At 42.6% G+C, this 18,306-nt stretch carries 13 protein-coding genes; 2 read left to right on the top strand and 11 right to left on the bottom strand.

Annotated elements, in window-relative coordinates:
• Positions 1-14: 14 nt before the first annotated feature.
• From FHW88_RS04990 to FHW88_RS04980, 3 genes are all read right to left on the bottom strand, one after another.
• Positions 15-2,324: a GH92 family glycosyl hydrolase gene (locus tag FHW88_RS04990; protein WP_176623612.1), complete on the bottom strand. Its 2,310-nt coding sequence runs from the start codon at positions 2,322-2,324 to the stop codon at positions 15-17.
• Positions 2,325-2,467: 143 nt separating this feature from the next.
• Positions 2,468-3,139: a basic secretory protein-like protein gene (locus FHW88_RS04985; protein WP_176623610.1), complete on the bottom strand. Its 672-nt coding sequence runs from the start codon at positions 3,137-3,139 to the stop codon at positions 2,468-2,470.
• Positions 3,140-3,477: 338 nt separating this feature from the next.
• Positions 3,478-4,509: a LacI family DNA-binding transcriptional regulator gene (locus tag FHW88_RS04980; protein ID WP_090524237.1), complete on the bottom strand. Its 1,032-nt coding sequence runs from the start codon at positions 4,507-4,509 to the stop codon at positions 3,478-3,480.
• 397 nt (positions 4,510-4,906) lie between these two features.
• Between FHW88_RS04980 and FHW88_RS04975 the strand changes: the two genes are divergently transcribed.
• Both FHW88_RS04975 and FHW88_RS04970 read left to right on the top strand, forming a co-directional pair.
• Complete coding sequence (locus tag FHW88_RS04975) at positions 4,907-6,235, top strand: APC family permease (RefSeq protein WP_090524233.1); 1,329 nt, start codon at positions 4,907-4,909, stop codon at positions 6,233-6,235.
• A 2-nt stretch (positions 6,236-6,237) separates the two neighbouring features.
• A complete protein-coding gene (locus tag FHW88_RS04970; protein WP_176623608.1) occupies positions 6,238-7,395 on the top strand; it encodes a trans-sulfuration enzyme family protein in 1,158 nt (385 codons plus the stop codon).
• 58 nt (positions 7,396-7,453) lie between these two features.
• Here FHW88_RS04970 and FHW88_RS04965 read toward each other — a convergent pair whose 3' ends face one another.
• The 8 genes from FHW88_RS04965 to FHW88_RS04930 form a co-directional block, all read right to left on the bottom strand.
• Complete coding sequence (locus FHW88_RS04965) at positions 7,454-8,056, bottom strand: hypothetical protein (protein WP_176623606.1); 603 nt, start codon at positions 8,054-8,056, stop codon at positions 7,454-7,456.
• Between the two features lie 150 nt (positions 8,057-8,206).
• Entirely contained in the window at positions 8,207-9,598 is a 1,392-nt protein-coding gene (locus FHW88_RS04960; RefSeq protein ID WP_176623604.1) for an outer membrane beta-barrel protein, read from the bottom strand.
• A 364-nt stretch (positions 9,599-9,962) separates the two neighbouring features.
• Entirely contained in the window at positions 9,963-11,303 is a 1,341-nt protein-coding gene (locus tag FHW88_RS04955; RefSeq protein ID WP_090524220.1) for a sigma-54-dependent transcriptional regulator, read from the bottom strand.
• The gene (locus FHW88_RS04950; protein ID WP_317171319.1) at positions 11,278-12,450 is read right to left on the bottom strand and encodes a M20/M25/M40 family metallo-hydrolase; all 1,173 of its coding nucleotides are present in this window, start codon (positions 12,448-12,450) and stop codon (positions 11,278-11,280) included. Before FHW88_RS04950 ends, FHW88_RS04955 begins: the two co-directional genes overlap by 26 nt.
• 6 nt (positions 12,451-12,456) lie before the next feature.
• Entirely contained in the window at positions 12,457-13,002 is a 546-nt protein-coding gene (locus FHW88_RS04945; RefSeq protein ID WP_090524217.1) for an N-acetyltransferase, read from the bottom strand.
• A 208-nt stretch (positions 13,003-13,210) separates the two neighbouring features.
• On the bottom strand, positions 13,211-13,393 hold the full coding sequence (locus FHW88_RS04940) for a hypothetical protein (protein WP_090524214.1): 183 nt from the start codon (positions 13,391-13,393) through the stop codon (positions 13,211-13,213).
• Between the two features lie 554 nt (positions 13,394-13,947).
• A complete protein-coding gene (locus tag FHW88_RS04935; RefSeq protein ID WP_176623602.1) occupies positions 13,948-15,897 on the bottom strand; it encodes a sigma 54-interacting transcriptional regulator in 1,950 nt (649 codons plus the stop codon).
• A gap of 3 nt (positions 15,898-15,900) precedes the next feature.
• Positions 15,901-18,213 (bottom strand): histidine kinase dimerization/phosphoacceptor domain -containing protein, encoded by a 2,313-nt coding sequence (locus FHW88_RS04930; protein WP_176623600.1) that lies wholly within the window; start codon positions 18,211-18,213, stop codon positions 15,901-15,903.
• Between the last annotated feature and the right edge of the window lie 93 nt (positions 18,214-18,306).

Raw genomic sequence — 18,306 nt, 5'->3', positions numbered from 1 at the left:
ATCAAAATCAATCTCTACTTATGCTTCGAGCTCATGTAAAAAGTGACCTCGCCGCCATTCATGATCTCGTCATGACTGATGAACAGTTTATCAAGAGGTTTGCCGTTTAATACCATCTTTTGCACATAAACGTTTTTAGCGCTCTGATTTTTTACATTGATGGTAAACTTTTTACCGTTATCCAGATTGATCACCGCATGGTCAACAACCGGACTACCGGTTGAGTATTGATCAGAGCCCGGCGCTACCGGGTAAAAACCAAGTGAGGTGAATATGTACCAGGCGCTCATCTGGCCTGTATCATCATTGCCTCCTAAACCGTCGGGGGTTGGCTTGTACATCATCGGTAAAATCATGCGTACACGCTCCTGCGTTTTCCAAGGTTTATCGGTCCAGTTGTACAAGTAGGCTACGTGGTGCGACGGCTCGTTACCGTGTACATAGTTGCCAATGATCCCGTCGCGGGTGATATCTTCTGTTTCGGCAAAATATTTATCGGGCAGGTTCATGGTAAACAATGAATCCAGGTAACGCACAAAACGTTTATCGCCGCCCATCAGTTTGATCAGGCTTTCAGGATCCTGAGGCGCAAATAGCGTATAGTTCCAGCTGTTACCTTCAATAAAACCTTCGTTAATGGTGCTCAGTGGATCAAACTTAGTTCTGAATGCACCATTAGCCAATTTAGGGCGCATGAATCCAATAGCAGGGTCATAAACGTTTTTATAGTTTTCTGAACGCTTGATGAACTCTTCGTAGATATCGTTCCTGTTCAGTTTTTTGGCAAGCTGAGCTATGGCCCAGTCGTCAAAAGCATATTCGAGGGTTGAAGACACCGATACGCCACTTTTTTCATCAGGGATGAAACCTTTATCCATATACTCGCCAATGCCTTCATAATCCCGGTGGCGGGCGGTGGTAACGCAGGCATCAAGCGCTTTATCAGCATCAAAATTCACATTACCTTTTATTACAGCATCGGCAATTACAGCAACGCTGTGGTAACCGCTCATACACCAGTTTTCGTTACCCGAGTTTGACCATACCGGCAGCATATGCTCCGGACTTTGATCAAAGTGGGCCAGCATCGACTGGATCATATCCGCGTTACGTTTCGGCTCAATGATATTGAACAGCGGGTGTAATGCCCTGTAAGTATCCCAAAGCGAAAATGTAGTGTAATTGGTAAAACCATCAGCCTTATGTACATTTTGATCAAGACCTTTGTACTGGCCATCGGCATCCATGTACAACGTAGGGTTTATCATGGTGTGGTACATGGAAGTGTAGAAATTTTGCTTGGTTTCTTTACTCCCGGCAATCTCAATTTTGTGTAGTTCTTTTTCCCAAAGCTGCTGACCATCGTTTTTCACTTTGTCAAAATCCCAGCCCGGCGCTTCGGTACGCATGTTATTCAGCGCGCCGTCCATACTTACAGGAGATATGGCAAACTTAATTTTGATCTTCTCCCCTTCTTCGGTTTTAAAGTCGAAGTAGCTGCGGATCTGTCGGCCGGCAATTTCAGGGAAGTTTTTGGTTTGATTGAATTTCCCCCAGAAACCACCATACACCTCACGCTTGTCATATTTTTTATACCCATGCTGATAAAATGGTTTTGAAAATGCCATCGCGAAGTATAAGGTACGTGTGCGGGCCCAACCATTGGTTTGACGGTAGCCAACAACAGTGGAATCATTAACCACCTTAAGGTAAGTCCATACGTTTTTATCAGGATAGTTATAGATACCCGCCATCAAATCAAGTACGATGTGCGACTGATCTGACTTAGGAAATGTATATTGGTGAAAACCAACCCTTGCAGTTGCGGTTAGCTCGGCAATGATGTTATTATCATCCAATTTAACCTTATAGTAATTGGCAGCGCTTACCTCGTTCTGATGCGAAAACGACGAGCGATAGCCGCTGCCCGGCTTATCTGCAGTACCCGGATTAAGCTTTAGCTGACCTACTGTAGGCATAATTAAAAAATCTCCCAGATCTGAGTGGCCGGTACCACTGAAGTGAGTGTGACTAAAACCCACAATCGTTTTATCATCATACTGATACCCGGCGCAGTATTTGTACACATCAGGATTGTAATGACCGTCCTTTTCATAGCTGGCAGTGTCTGTTTCGGGGCTTAATTGCACCATACCAAAAGGCACCGTTGCTCCCGGATAGGTATGCCCCATGCGTTGTGTACCTATAATAGGGTTAACATAATCAACCAGCTTTTCTGTTTTGTTTTGAGCCTGGCTATAAACGGCCGTACCTATTAATAATGCTGTAAGTATTCTTCTCATTGTAATCTTAAGTATATTCATTGTTTCCTCTCATATATAAGGAAATTCTGCGTCGCGGCCCCTGGCCTTGTAACCTCTTTTTAACAAAGCAACTAATTTATGTAAAGCAGCCCGCTAAATATGGGAGTACGTGGTATTTGTTACAGATACCTGTAACAAACGGTTTAAACCGCGGGATTTGAAGCGTAAGCGGCCCACAACTCATCCACTGTTTTACCGGTAAGGCTTTTCCAGCTGTCGTTGGTGAAAGTATGTTCACGCAGTTGCTTATCAAGTATTTTTACCAGATCGGGCTTTGCGTTTTTTTCCGCCCAAAGCAAAAAACGTGCAGTTACACGGTAAGCATTATCATAATTTTGGGTCGATTTAAATGCGGGTAATGCCCATTTGGCCCCGGCGTTGTCAACACCAAATTTAAAACGGGCATAATCGGCAATCCCCTCGGTTAACCAGCCGGGGCCGTCGCTGTTGCCATAAGCCTGCACAATATGCATTACTTCGTGGGTAACCACGTCAATATCGCCGGGATGTTTGGTCATATACTTCGCGCTGAATACTACGGTGTCATTTCCGGTAGCAGCCACGCCGTCATAAGCGGTATCGATAACAAACGTTACTTTTTTAGATGTTTTTTTGTTGTACTCCTTGGCAAGCTTTGGATACACTTCAAAAAAGGTTTTGATCAGCCTGTCTTTCAAATCTGTGCTAAATGCAGCATCCTTACTGATAAAAGTTACCTGGTAGCCTTTTTGTTTAAAAACTTCCTGTGCATTGGCATTCAAACCCATGAACAAGCCCGAAATTAAGAATAGTGAGAAAATAAATATTTTTTTCATGAATAGTTTTGGTTTTTGCGATTGATAATGATAAACCAGCCAAATATAGATAAAACGTTTTATCATTAAAACATAATCCTCTGTAATATTATTAATAGTTTCCTTTCAATTTGTTCAAAAACAAACGCCTGTTGCTCTTCAAACAACAGGCGTTTTTTAATTAAACAATATTATCAAAAAAGAACTATGAAGCAGTTGAACTATTGTGGAGTTAGCCCCCTACTACCCAACCGGTTCTAACTAACCAGGTGAGCAGCATCAGTGTTCAAAGCTAATTAAATAAAACGTTTTACCAAATGATTTTGAGGATATTCGTGTACCCAAATAGTAAACTATTGTCACGCCGTAGCCTTCGACAGGGTCGATCCCCGCTCAATCAGTTTCGACGGGATTTTCAGATCAATTTTTGAAGCATCAAGTTTATGGGTGTTGATCTGCGCCATTAAAATATCAATTGCCGATTTTGCAATATCGTAAGTAGGTTGTTGTATGGTAGTGATACCCGGTGGGTATAAGCTAAACACTTCATTATCATCAAAACTTATCACCGCCAAATCATCGGGGATATTAAGCTTAAGATCTTTGATGGCCTGCAAACCCATGGTACCCAAATAATTGGTGGTAAAGAAAACAGCATCCATTTGTTTTTGCTTTTCAATAAATGCTTTAACAGCCTCAACCCCGTCATTCTTGTCCATATCAAAGGGAACCTTTAAAACCATCTTACTGCTATCTTTCAGGTTATTATCTTTTAAAGCAGCTTTGTAGCCCAGGCTCCGGTCGTTTAGCTGGATCAGCCCGAGGTCGGCAGTCACCATCCCGATATTTTTATATCCCGATCGTACAAAACAATCAACCGCGTTGTAGGCGCTTGTATAATTATCAACCAGCACATGAGGGATGCTTGTCCCGGGGAAATATCCGTCAATAAGCACTACAGGTTTTTCATTATCAACCAGGTTCTGGATATCTTTTTCCAGCCCCCTCATCGGGGTAATAATATAACCATCAACCAGTTGCTGGCTTAGCATCCTGATCATATCCTTACCTTTTTGCAAGTTATTGTTGGTGCTGCAATAAATAATACGATAGCCGTCTTTTTCAGCCTCCTCTTCAATAACCTTTGCCATCTCTCCAAAAAACGGCCCGCCAATGCTCTCCACTATCAGCCCGATAACTTTTGAAACACCCGTACGCAAACCAACCGCCATACGATTAGGTTCATAACCATTTTTTTGGGCCACATCCAATATCTTCTTACTGATCTCTTTGCTGATACGGCCCTTGCCATTTAAAACAAATGAAACAGTAGTTATTGACGTATCGGTAAGTTTGGCTATATCCTTAATGGATATTTTTTTTTTCATCATCGTTTTTTAAATTCAGGTTTAAGGTTTAGTATGCCCTGCATCTTAAAGTGTTATCAATTTTTATGTTAAACAGGTAATTAATCAAACAGATATCTGTTAAAATTTAACTTTTTGCTTTATTTCAATCAAACCCGGCAAGTTAATTTTGCTAATTGCCAATATTTTAACCTTGTAATATAAACATTTAAAACCGGACTGGTAAATATAGCGTATGCCTTGCATTTTCGACCTTTTCAACAACAATTTATTGCAAAACAGTTATAAACTTTCATTAAGATCATTAAAAAATCAAAATAGAAGACCTGTGTATAAAAGCTTTCATCGTATCAATTGCTGACAAATTAATGCTAAATTTAGATTTTGTGTTTTCCCTGATTAATTGGTATTTTAAAATTTCATGAGTATAACCCCGAAACTCAACCGCTTTGATCTTTCAATGATTGTTGTGAGCCTCGTAATAGGCATGGGCATTTTTGCAGCACCGGCAGAAGTAGCAAAAAACTCAAGCACACCTCTTTTGTATTTCGGAGCCTGGCTGCTTGGGGGAGCAGTAAGCCTGTGCGGGGCGCTCACCTTTGCCGAAATTGGTGCCCGCTACCCTACCACAGGCGGTTTCTACAAAGTGTTTTCATATTGCTTCCACCCTGCTTTTGCTTTTATGATTAACTGGGTGTTGGTGATCAGCAACGCTGCTTCGGTAGCTGCCGTAGCATTGATAGGCGCGGAATACATTAACCCCATTATTATGCCACAAAGCCTGCAAAACGATGCGGGCATCAAAATCATGACCATTACTTCCGTGGTTGTTTTATATATTATCAACTACCTGGGCATTAAAATGAGTGCCCGTACTCAAAACGTACTTACGCTTTTTAAAATAGGCATGATCCTGATTTTGTGTGCGGCAGTATTTAAAGGTAACATCAATGCTACCAAAGAAGTTATCGCATATCATAATAATAACAATATAAGCGCGTTCGGAATAAGTTTGGTAGCTGTATTTTTTACCTATGGCGGTTATCAGCAAACTATAAATTTTGGAGGCGATATTATAAACCCGAAGATCAATATCCCCAAGGCTATATTTTTTGGAATAGCTACCGTGATATCATTATACATGCTTATCAACTTTGCCTATTATTCGGTTTTAGGTATCAGCGGGCTACAGCATAAAACTACGTTAGCGGCAACCCTTGCAGGGGTTTTGTTTGGTGCTGCGGGATATAAAATAGTATCGCTGCTTATGTTTGTTTCGGTACTGGCTTTCGTTAACGTTAATATTATGGCCAACCCGCGTGTTTATTACGCCATGGCCGAAGATGGTATATTACCAGCCCGCTTTAAACGTGTAAACAGCCAAACCCAGGTACAGGAGTTTGGATTGAGCTTTTTTGTTGGTGCGGTGCTCATTATCCTGTTTTTTGCCAATTCGTTTCAAAACATATTAAATTATGTAATGTTTTTTGACACCATTGGCCTTTCAACTGCAGCTATAACGATCTTCGTTTTACGGCGCAAAACCAAACATCTCAATAATACAGGCATCTATATCATGAAATGGTACCCTGTTATACCTGTCATATTTATTACAACCTATTGGTTTGTTACTATCAGCATTTTTATTGAAAACCCACAGGCTGCTTTAATATGCATCTGTGCTTTTATTGCCGGCCTTATTATCTACTATATCACAAAACGAAGCCAAAAACCTAACACTATACTTTAATTATGGATTTGTCATTTATTTTAAATGAGCTTGGGGAGGAAAGAGAGAACTACTTTAACGCCGTTTCGCCGCCAATTATGCAATCAAGCAATTTCTGTTTTAAAGACGTTGCAGCACTTAGGGGGGCAATGAATGATGAATTTGAAAGCAGCCTGTACTCAAGGGGGCAAAATCCCACACTCACTATACTCAGGAAAAAACTCGCCGCGTTAGATGGCGCGGAAGACGCCCTGCTGTTTAGCAGCGGTATCAGTGCTATAAGTGTCCCCATTTTATCGCTGTTAAAATCCGGTGATCATATTATTGCCGTGGATAACCTGTACAGTTGGACAATTAAATTATTTAAAGACTTTTTACCCAAATTTGGCATTACAACCACATTTATTGACGGAACAGTTTTTGAAAATTTTGAACAAGCTGCAACTCCGCAAACCCGCTTAATTTACCTCGAAAGCCCTAATACATTTTGTTATGCCTTACAGGACATCAGAAAAGTGACCGGCTTTGCCAAATCAAGGGGCATCACAACCATGATTGATAACAGCTACTGTAGTCCCCTTTATCAGCAGCCCATATCAATGGGGGTTGATCTTGTGGCGCAATCAGCAACAAAATATATCGGCGGCCATTCGGATGTTGTGGCAGGTGTGCTTACCGGCAGCAAGGCTATGCTTAAAAAAATCTTTGAGCACGAGTTCATGAATACCGGTCCGGCGCTGTCGCCCCACTCGGCATGGCTGCTTTTGCGGGGATTAAGAACGCTCCCGCTGCGGCTGCAGCGCAGCTTTGAAAGTACCCGGATCATTACAGAATGGCTTGTCTCTCATCCGGCTGTACAGGATGTGATCTGGCCTTTTAGTCCCAAATTCAATCAGGCCGATTTGGTTAGCCAACAAATGCAGGGCTGCGGAGGTTTATTTAGCCTCGTATTAAAGCACAGTTCATTTAGTAAAATTGAAAAGTTTTGTAACAGCCTGCAACATATTTTACTTGCTGTGTCGTGGGGAGGCCATGAAAGCCTTGTTGTGCCGGCCATCGCTTCTTTTAGTGAGGATGAGTATTCGGCCGATAACGACCATCATCAATTAATCCGGATGTATATTGGTTTGGAAGATCCACATTATTTGATGGCGGATATTAAACAGGCTTTAGAAAAGTAAATAGTCCCGGCTCCGCGCCGGGATTACTGTTTGGTTTTTGAAATCAATTTTAATTATTTTATAGGGATGCATGCTGAATACCTTTTGCATGCTGATGTTCAAAATACAGGCACTTGATCTGGTACTCCCGGTTAACACTGTCATAAGCCATCAGATCAGCATCGCCGTGAAAGTAATTGCGGATGCTATACCTGAAATCATTTTGGTCAGGGAAACTCTTGTACACATTTGCTACAGTTAAGTTTAAAACAGGCGTTGCTATAGCGGCACTGAAGAAATACTTTTCGTAGCGGGCATAGCCTTTTCCTTGCGGTATTATTTGTGCATGTGTATAAAGCGGAAAACCGGCTGTATCAAGTATCTCATATGCTTCATTTTGATAAAACCTGTAATTTTTACCTCCGTCGCGGTAGCCAAAAACATTGCCCTTTAACAGACTGATCTTTTTACTTCCGGCTTTAACGCTGATGTGCTTTCCTCCAAAAAAATCATTGATTTTTAGTTTTTCACCAGCTTCGGGCACATAGCTTAGCCTGCCGGCTTTGTAATCCTGTACAGTTAAATAAATACCTGCGTTTGCATTTGTGTTTTGTGCCACAAGTCGGTTCGCCTGTATACTTATCATCATTGTGATGATGATCATTTTAATTGAATTTTTCATTTTGTTTACTATTTAATCTTAAAATTAAGGGCATAAAAAAGCCGGGCGGCAAAACCCGGCCTCCAACCTTTACTAAACCTAGCCCTGCAATCCAAACGGGATAAGTTATCGCGGTTTTAAAGTACGTTTATGTTACACGCCTCTTTGCGCTTAAAAACGCACCAATAAGGCAGCTATAAATCTTGTTTCAGAATTCACCAAATCGGGGACAAAATTGGTACCGCCAAGTGGTGTAGTATTATAACCATCAGGAGATGTAACGCCACCATGACCGGCAAAGTAAGGAACATCGGCATGGCGGTGTTCCACTTCCATCCTGAAAGTCAGGTAATCGTTAGGCATCAGATCCACGGTAGTTGAATAGTCATAAGCATGGAACTTATCGCCGGGATTAGCCGAGAACGGATGTGTACCAACTGCACCTGTGCCCACTGCCGGGATGGGGTTGGCATCGCCCGTTGGGTAAAGCACCAGGTAACGGCCGGGGTTGTTCATTACACCGCTGCCTACTGTCCAGCCTAAATGACCTTTAGCCATTACCATACGGTGATAAAACATGGCGCTGGCAAAGTATTGGGCCGGCCCTTTAACAGGATCGGATTTGAAACCGTTAACGCCATCGCCTTTTTCATCGCCAAGGTCGCCTGTTATAGAGAAGGCCGCACTGTTTACGAAAGTGTTTTTATTTTTGTAATAACGTACCTCCACGCTGTTATCAGTATGGAAGCGCTTACGACCCGGTTTATCCTGGGTATCGGCACCATAATAGTTATTACTTAGCACCTGAAGCCATTCTTTAGGGCGCCAAAGAACCTGACCACCAATGCCTGGCCTGCTGTTAAACATCCCGTATGATTGCCAGCCGTTAATCAGCCAAGGCTCAATTTTCAGTTTGTCCGATACAAAGATCTGCACACGCACACCGTTAAAAAACCATGGCGTATTATCACTGGTGAAGGATGGCTGGTAAGCCCAGTTTTCGGCATTATAGTACGAGAACAAACCTACGTACGACATGAACAAACCTGCATCAACGTTGATACCGTTCAACACATTAAAATGGTAACCGGCGTTGGCTTCGCTCAGGTAGCGGTAAGCTGTTGAAAGATCAAACTGTCCGCGGGTAACACTGAAGTCGTTACGGGGCACTACAGTTGATCGCGTACCAAATTGGGTAAGTACGCTGGCACGCACGTTATCATAATGAAAATCTCCGCCGAAAGCTACCGTCGAGATCTCAAACTCATGGTCACGCGCCAGAGCGGTTGAACCAACCACGGTATGGTCTATCGGGTTATTGTTTGAAGCGGTATAGTTAAAATCAAGCAGGAAACGACCGGTAAAGTATTTAGTATCGAGCAGGGCTTTATGACGGCGGTCGTTGCCGTTAAGCCAGGTAAAATCGCCAAAGGCAAATGGTTCGGGTTTAGTTTTTACGGTGTCTTTAATTGTGGTGCTATGTGGTAATGATGCAGCGTTTGCCTGGGCATAGGCTAAAAGTAAAGTAAGGCCTAAAGCAATAAATAAGAGAAGTTTTTTCATTTTTTGTATGAGATTATTTGTTCGCGGCCGGAGCGGGTTGCAGTGTTTTAGTTTTAATTGCTCTTGCCTGCGTTAATTATGGCACGCCTGCCAATTGCTATACCAAAGCGGCTGCAATATTTTCCGCCGATTTGATTATCAGCTCTTTATTAGTTTTTGTTTTATATTTTGGTTGGGGATAGTTGAATGTTCTGTTTCATTTTGAGAAGGCGGTTTTCTCATGGTGATTAGATAAGAGTTCGTAGTCTCTGAAGTGTAATATCAAACTAGTGGGTCCTGTCACCCTGAGCTTGTCGAAGGGTCGTGGGCAGAGGCCTGCCCACTATGCTTCGATAAACTCAGCATGACATCCTCTCTTTGTTAATCAATTCATAATAATATGATACTCTTCAATTTTACGGTACAGGGTGGCTAAACCAATTCCAAGCACCCTTGCAGCTTCTGATTTATTGCCTTTCACATATTTCAGGACCCTGCGGATGTGGTGGCGTTCTACGCTATCCAAATCAAGTGCTACAAGGTCATAATAACCACCGTTATGAAATTCGTTGGGGAGTAGCTTAGGAGTGAGTATAGGTTCGTCCATCAGGATGATAACCCGCTCAATTACATTTTTAAGTTCGCGGATATTGCCGTTCCACTTATGCTGGTTGAGCAGTTTAAAAAAGTTCTCGTCCACATCAGGCTGCTTTTTCTTAACTTTGGCCGAATACAGTTTGATAAAGTGCCGTGCCAGCACCTCAATATCACCTATCCTATCCCGCAGGGGCGGCAGTACTATAGAAAAGCCGGAAAGGCGATAAAACAGATCGAGTCTGAAGTGCCCGTCTTCCGATTCCTTTTGCAAATCGCGATTGGTGGCTGCAATGAGGCGTACGTTCACTTTAATGGTTCGGGTTTCGCCTATTTTAATGAAAGTACCGTTTTCTAATACCCGCAACAGTTTGGCCTGTAGGTCATGGCTCATTTCGCCAAGTTCATCCAGGAAAATAGTACCACCATTGGCTTCTTCAAACAAGCCTTTCTTGTCTTTGAGCGCACCGGTAAATGCCCCGGCCTTGTAACCAAACAATTCACTTTCCAATAACTCTTTGCTAAAAGCACTGCAGTTAACGGCAACAAAAGGCTTGTCTTTACGCAGGCTTTCATAATGGATGGCTTCGGCAAATACTTCCTTGCCTGTGCCGGTTTCGCCTAAAAGCAAAACGGTGGCATCAGTGCAGGCTACTTTTTTTGCCAGTTCAACCGCCTCCAGTATCGCCGGCGATTGCCCTAACACTATAGGGAAACCATGTTGGGCTTCAACCTCATTTTGCAGCTCGTTAATGTGATATTGCAGGTTGGCTTTATCAAGCGCTTTACTTACCAGCGGAATGATCCTATCGTTATCATCGCCTTTGGTTATATAATCAAAGGCTCCGTTTTTAATAGCCAGCACCCCGTCGCTGATGGTACCAAAGGCCGTTAGGTTGATGATTTCGATGTAGGGCTTTATTTGTTTGATGCGCTGCACCAGTTCAACGCCATTGGCATCGGGCAGTTTCACATCGCTCAGCACCACCCTCACATCCTCGCGCTCAATGATCCGCAGACCAGCTTTGGCATTTGGTGCCTGAATTACGTGATAACCTTCCAGCACCAGGATCCGGGCCATCAGTTCGCTCAGCTTAACTTCGTCATCAATTATTAATATGCCTGATTTCATTTTTGTATTTGTTTGGATTATTGATGAGCATCAGCGGTAGTGTTTCCAGCAACCTCACATATAAGCTGATCCCCTTCTTGATCTCTTCGAGGTAAATAAATTCATCGGCCGAATGTGAGCGGGCCGAATCACCGGGACCAATCTTTACCGAAGGGATGGATAACCAGGCCTGATCAGATGTGGTAGGCGAGATATAAGTTTTGCAGCCAACAGCTATTCCCGTTTTAACTATAGGATGCTCAGGAGATACCGATGACGCGGCTAATGAACCGGCGCGTGGACTTACCTGGCAGGATACATTACGTTTGATGATATCAACAATTTCATGCTGTGAAAATGTATCGTCATGCCTGATATCAACAGTGAACTCGCAGCGGCCGGGCACAATGTTATGTTGCGAACCTGCCTTAATCGTGGTTACCGTCATTTTTACGGGTGCAATACCTTTTAATTGTTGCGGAAACTGGTAAAGGCTAAACCATTCCAGATCACGCAGGCATTTGTGAATGGCATTATCGCCCTCTTCGCGCGCGGCGTGACCGGGGCGGCCATTGCTTACGCAATCAATAACCAAATTGCCTTTTTCGGCAATGGCCATCTGCAATAAAGTAGGCTCACCAACTATAGCCAGCTCGCAATTGCCCAGCAGGGGCAGGATTGATTTAATGCCATTTTCGCCGGAGTTCTCCTCTTCAGCAGTAATGGCGAGGCATAAATTAAAACCCAGGCCCTGATAGCAATAAAAATGCAGGAAAGCAGCAATTAACGATACCACACAACCACCCGCATCATTACTCCCCAGGCCATAAAGTTTCCCTTCGCTTATTTCCGGACAAAACGGGTCTTTTGTGTAAGCTTCGTTTGGCACAACCGTATCCATATGAGAGTTAAGCAATATTGTCGGTTTAGTTTCATCGTAGTATTTATTAAAGCACCAGATATTGTTTCCCTGCCGTTTCACCTTTACCGAATACCCAAGCAAATGCTGTTGTATAGTATCGGCAACCGCACATTCATCGCCGCTGAACGACGATATTTTGATCATGTGCTGCAGCAGCACAACTGATTCGCTAAAAAAATGCGGGTTTAAAGGCATGGTATGCCCCACCAGGGAGGTGACGGGCTGCTCATTCAATGTTTTTATCATAACTGATTAGTTTAGTTGGGGGTCGAATAACATGGCCGTACACAGGCAATTGCAGCGATTTTTACTTTGCAGCACATCGTAGTTTACACAGCTTTTGCAGGCATCCCAAAAACGAGGTTCACCTGCTACTTCGGCATAGGTTACGGGCTCAAAGCCAAGACGGGTATTCATTTTCATGATGGCCAAACCAGATGTGATACTGAATATTTTGGCGGTTGGGTATTTACTGCGCGAAAGGTTAAAAATACGGTTCTTAATTTCGGAGGCTACACCCTGGTTACGGCGTTGCGGTGATACGATGAGCCCGCTGTTGGATACAAATTTCCCATCGTCCCAGGTTTCGATGTAGGAGAAACCTACCCATTCGCCATTTTCAGTTACGGCCATTATAGCTTTGCCAGTATCGATTTTTTCTATTACTGAGGCGGCCGATCTTTTGGAAATACCCGAGCCTCTTGCTATGGCCGAACTTTCCATTTCCCTGATAATTTCGTCGGCGAACACTACATCGGCCGGAATAGCCGGCCTTACAATAATTCGTTCATCTTCCATTTTATATGTTTATTTCAGCTATCAGCACGGATTTGTTGAATAACTGTACATATCCCAATGCTAAAAGAATGCCCGTTGTGGTACGCTTGTACCATTTATAGGTTTAGGCCATGTAAATGAAGATTTTAGTTTTTAGCGCAGGTCCGGAGCATAAAAAAAGCCTATCAAAATGAAAGGCTTCTATTTTCAAAACAAGATATTTTGATAATTATTCAACCGGCTGATGGTATTCAGGGCTGTTTTTGAAATGCTCAAGGCAGCCATCGGCATTTACAGCCAATCCGCTTATCTCAGTTTTAGGGGATGCTTTTTTCTTTTTAGGGCCGGTAATTGAAACAATAATAACTGCTATTAAAGCGGTAACTTTAAGTATAATATAAAATGCTGCCATGACTTTTCAACTTAATGATAAAAACCGGCAACAAACTAAACCTATGCCAAAAGCTAATAAAAGCCCCTAAAATACACACACTGCACCAAAGCGACTACGAGCAGCCACCGCCCTCCTATCATTTTGGGATATATAAATTATCAAAATGATAAAGTATTGAAAGCAGGCCGATATTATTAAAGAGGTGTGTAAATTAAATGACTGATCGGTCAAAAACTTTACAATCCCGTCTCAAGAGGGGTGCGCGGAGGCATGAGCGGTAATAGGTGTGTGTTTCTGCGGTAGATTTATCAAAGCAGAAACACACCCCTCTCCCCTCTAAGGCGGGGAATCGCCCATTTCTTCACACTTCAATCCCTTAAGTTAATGGCCAGCGGGGGGTTAACAGGGTTAACAGAAATCGCAAAAATATAATACATATGCTTGACAATCAATAAATTAAACAAAAGATAGGGTTACCTCTCAAAGCAGTCTCGCGGCGAGAAAGTTGGCTTTAAGTTCGCACCAATCAAAACCAACTTAAAATCAATAAGTTACTATAAAATATAGCAGCCCTACTCCCATTTTTTGATCCCCAGCTTTTGCATTTTTGAATGCAGGGTTGATGGCGGCAAACCTAATTTGGAAGCTGCCCCATCCTTACCGCTTATTTTGCCATTGCAACGTTTTAGCACGTCTAAAATATGGTCGCGGGCGTGTTCATCAATGGTTTTTAATCTGTCGGTCGGCATTTCGGCATAAACAGGGCTTTCCTTTTTTCCCTGCAGCTTGGGCAGGTAAACGTCTTTTATTACCGGGCCATCCGTTAACAGGATACTGCGTTCAATAAAATGCTCCAGCTCGCGCACGTTGCCCGGCCAGTGGTATTCAAGCAGTTGGGCCATTACGTTTGCTGAGATCCCCGTTACCGCTTTACCGATCTTTTGCGCGTAACGTGCCAGGAAATGATTAGCCAATACCGGGATATCATCTTTACGTTCCCTTAAAGGTGGAATGATGATCGGGAACACAAACAGCCTGTAATATAAATCGAGCCGGAAGCGGCCTTCTTCAACTTCTTTTTCAAGGTTGCGGTTAGTAGCCGCAACTATGCGTACGTTGATCTTCACCGGGCCTCTGCCGCCAATGCGTTCAATCTCCTGCTCCTGTAAAACACGTAATAGCTTAACCTGCAATTCGGCCGGCATTTCTCCTATCTCATCCAGAAAAATAGTACCGCCATCGGCCAGTTCAAATTTGCCGGTACGTTTTTCCACAGCCCCGGTGAAAGAACCTTTTTCGTGCCCGAACAGTTCGGACTCAATCAGGGTAGCCGGCATGGAGGCACAGTTTACCACTACCAAAGGCTTGTTTTTACGGGGCGACAAATAGTGGATACTCTTAGCTATCTGCTCTTTACCTGTACCGCTTTCGCCTAAAACCAATACCGATGTATCAAGCGGAGCTACTATGCCAATGTGGTCGAGTACGGTGAGCATCTGATGGCTTTTACCGATAATATCTTTAAAACCTGCAGCCTTGCTTTTCTCACTTAATTGATTTTGGCCTAATTTATCAACCCTCGTTAGTGAGGGTTCAGGCACATCAAATGGGATGATCTCCTCCACCGTGGTCAGTAATGATCTGTACAGCCGATCTAACAAGATCAAATGATCATGGGTATAACAGTCGGTTTTGCGGCTGTAAAACGAAAAATGAATAACATCTCCTCCTGACGAAAGCAAAGGCAATCCTAAAAACGATTGCATATTAAAAACCTGGGCAATAAGCTTTTTAACGGGAAACTGCGGCCAAATCTTAACAAAATTAGCAGCATTATAAAAATCAGCCTTGGTTATCCGCGGACTGTCCTCCTGCATCTGGTTAAGCTGTTTTTTATTTGTTTTTGTGATGTTTACCAATTCATCTGGGCCTATAACCTGGTATTCATCAAACCCTGTACGCAAAAATGAAATGGCGTTGTCAGGAAAACCCGCACCATTTTTCATGGTAACAGTTAAATAATCAAACGGTACATGCGGCTGGATACTCATTGCTATTTTCAACAACTTTTGTTTCCAGTTTATCGGTTCGGCAACAATATTTTTAAATACTTGTTCCAGGGCCTGCTCCTGGCGCAATTTGGATTCAATACTGTTTTGATGGCGATAAAATGCCACGTCAAGGGTTATCAGTAGTTCTTTTTCGCGGAATGGCTTTACCAAAAAACCATAGGGTTGCGTAGCCTTTGCTCGTTCCAGGATACTTTCCTGAAAATTAGCCGACAGGTATACAAATGCTATATTTTTTGAAGTGAGCACTTTGGCAAGGTCAATACCATTCAGGCTGCCCTTTAAAAATATATCAAGCAATACCATTTCCGGTTTTTGCTCGTCAATGATCTCCAACGCTTCGGGTACAGAATCGGCAATGCCGCAAACTTTATAACCGGCACGGGTTAATATTAATTTCAGATCATACGCCACCAGCGACTCATCCTCAACTATTAATATCTTTTTGTTCATATTTTAATTAGCTGCAAAAGTTTTTCGTTCAATATTATTTAACATCTTCTCGGCCCTGAATTCCACGGTGATTATAGCGCCGCCGTAATTTTCTATTTTAAAATAACCACCCAGTTGTTTACTTAATGCTTTCATCATTTCCATCCCTAATGAGCTTGCTTTTTGGATGTCAAAATTAACAGGCAAGCCTATTCCATTATCGGCTATGGTGAGTATAATAGTCTCCTCGGCCAGTTGTAAGGCTACTTTAATTTCGCCCCGCTGCGCAGGAAAGGCATATTTTATGGCGTTTGTAATGGCCTCGTTTAGTATCAGGCCTACAGGTACGGCCTGGGCAACATCAAGCTTAACGGGCTGTATCATTTGCTCAAAACGAATTCCCCTATCGCCGGGATCATAACAATCGGCCAGGTAATTGATCAGCTCATTAATATAAACCGACATATCGATGTAAGCCACATCCGAATTACTGTACAACTTTTGATGAATAAGCGCTATAGCCTGTACCCGGTTTTGACTTTCCCGGATTGCGGCAAGCGCCGCGTTGTTCTTCAAAAATGCCGATTGCGTATTAAGCAGGCTCATTACAATTTGCAGGTTGTTTTTTACCCGGTGATGCACTTCCTTTAACAGCCAGTCCTTTTCATCTAACAGACCATCCTTTTCGTTAAGCAGGATTTGTAACGATAGGTTCTGATTGTTAATTTCCGTTTGTTTTAACTGTAATTGCTGGTTGCTCCTTTGCTTGTGCCGGTAGCCATTAAATGCCAAACCTGCTATAATGATGAGCATGGCCACACCGCCAAAAGTAATGTTACGCTGCATGTTTACCTTTTGCAGTTCGGCTTTTTGATTCTTACTCTGTTCCTGTAAAAACCTTATCGACTGCTTGTTTTCATTAGTCTTATATCTGATATCGAGCTCCTCTATCTGCTTGTTTTTAATGGCATTAAACAACGAGTCATCAAGGCGTTTATGGGTCTCGAAATGTTTTATGGCAGCTACATAGTTGCCGGATGCCGAATCAACCCGGAACTGCATGCCATGAATCTTGGTGAGTGTGATAGGCCTTATGGTATTTGATGGCAGCGATAAGATCTGTTTTGTATAAATGCCCGCCTTTTTATATTGTTGAATAAGCAGGTAAAAGCCGGCCATGGTTTCGTTGTAATGAACAAAATCAGTAACCATTTGCTCGTTGGTGGTATAAAAGTCTTTACTAAAGTTAGTAACCTTATATACGTCCATCATTTTCAGATAGTATCGCTCGGCTTCCGGGTAATCTTTCAGTGCAACGTAGATGTTGCCAAATGCCTCATACATATCAACCTTTTGCGCCAGGATCTTTGGTGGTACATCTTTTACCGCCTGTTTCAAGTATGCCAGTGCTTCTTTAGGCCTTTTAGCTGTTATGAAATCATAAATAATGAGGCTCAGGTACCCATAAAAATCTTCGTATTGTTTTCTATGCTTTAGTATCTCTGCCGATTTAAGAATATAGATGAGGCTTTGGTCATATTTATTCAGATCGGCGTATACCAATGCAAGTTTGGCGTAATAAAAATCGGCCAAAGCCGTATCAGCCGTGGCGTTCATACTTTTTATTACCTCGTGGCGATATAAAAGCTCGTTATGCAGATCAACCTTTTGTTTGCTTATCTCGGCAAGGGAATGATAGGTATAATGAAGTTTTTTGTAACCTATTGCTTTGTATTGGGCCAGCACCCGGCGCAGTTCGGTTTCGGCCAGATCAAGTTTCTTTTGGCTAAGATGGATGTCGGCTATGTTTTTGTTCATATCAGCCTCATCCAGTTTATGGCCCGTTTGCTGAAATAAGGCCCGGGCCTGCTCATAACTATTTATTTTATCAGGAATGGCAACTGTATCGTCTATAGATATATTATCGCCTAAGCGGGCCAGGGTTTTACCTTCCTGGTACTGATCACCTGTTTTATGGTAATAACCAACTACTTCCATAAAAACAGCTTTACCCTGCTTCAGGTTGTCCTGCTTGAGATACGCCGCCCCTTTAAGCATCATAGCTTCGTTAAGCCACTTTGCCGAATGGATGGCAACACTCATTTGTATGGCTTTATTGAAAGCGGTGATGCCGCTATCCAACACCTCTTTGTGGTCGCCTTGCTTGTTGAGATAATAGCTACCTAATTGTATTTGCAGCTTAATAGTATTGGTGTCGGCTTTGTTTTTTTGGTTATCAAGCTTTAGTTTAATGGTAGCAATGTCCATCTTTTTTTGCCCGGAAACGCTTGGGGCAAAAATTAAAGCAATAAAACATGTCGCTATATATTTAAACATATACTTAGTATTTTATTGCCCCAGAGATAATTACCGACAAAACCATAACGAAGTCATCTCCTGTGAAAGTCACGGAATAGTGATAGGCGATGA

This window comes from Mucilaginibacter sp. SG538B (genome assembly GCF_013376065.1).
In the GTDB taxonomy this organism is placed as follows: domain Bacteria; phylum Bacteroidota; class Bacteroidia; order Sphingobacteriales; family Sphingobacteriaceae; genus Mucilaginibacter; species Mucilaginibacter rubeus.
Note: the sequence above shows the minus strand (reverse complement) of the source record. Positions and strands in the feature narration are given on the sequence as shown.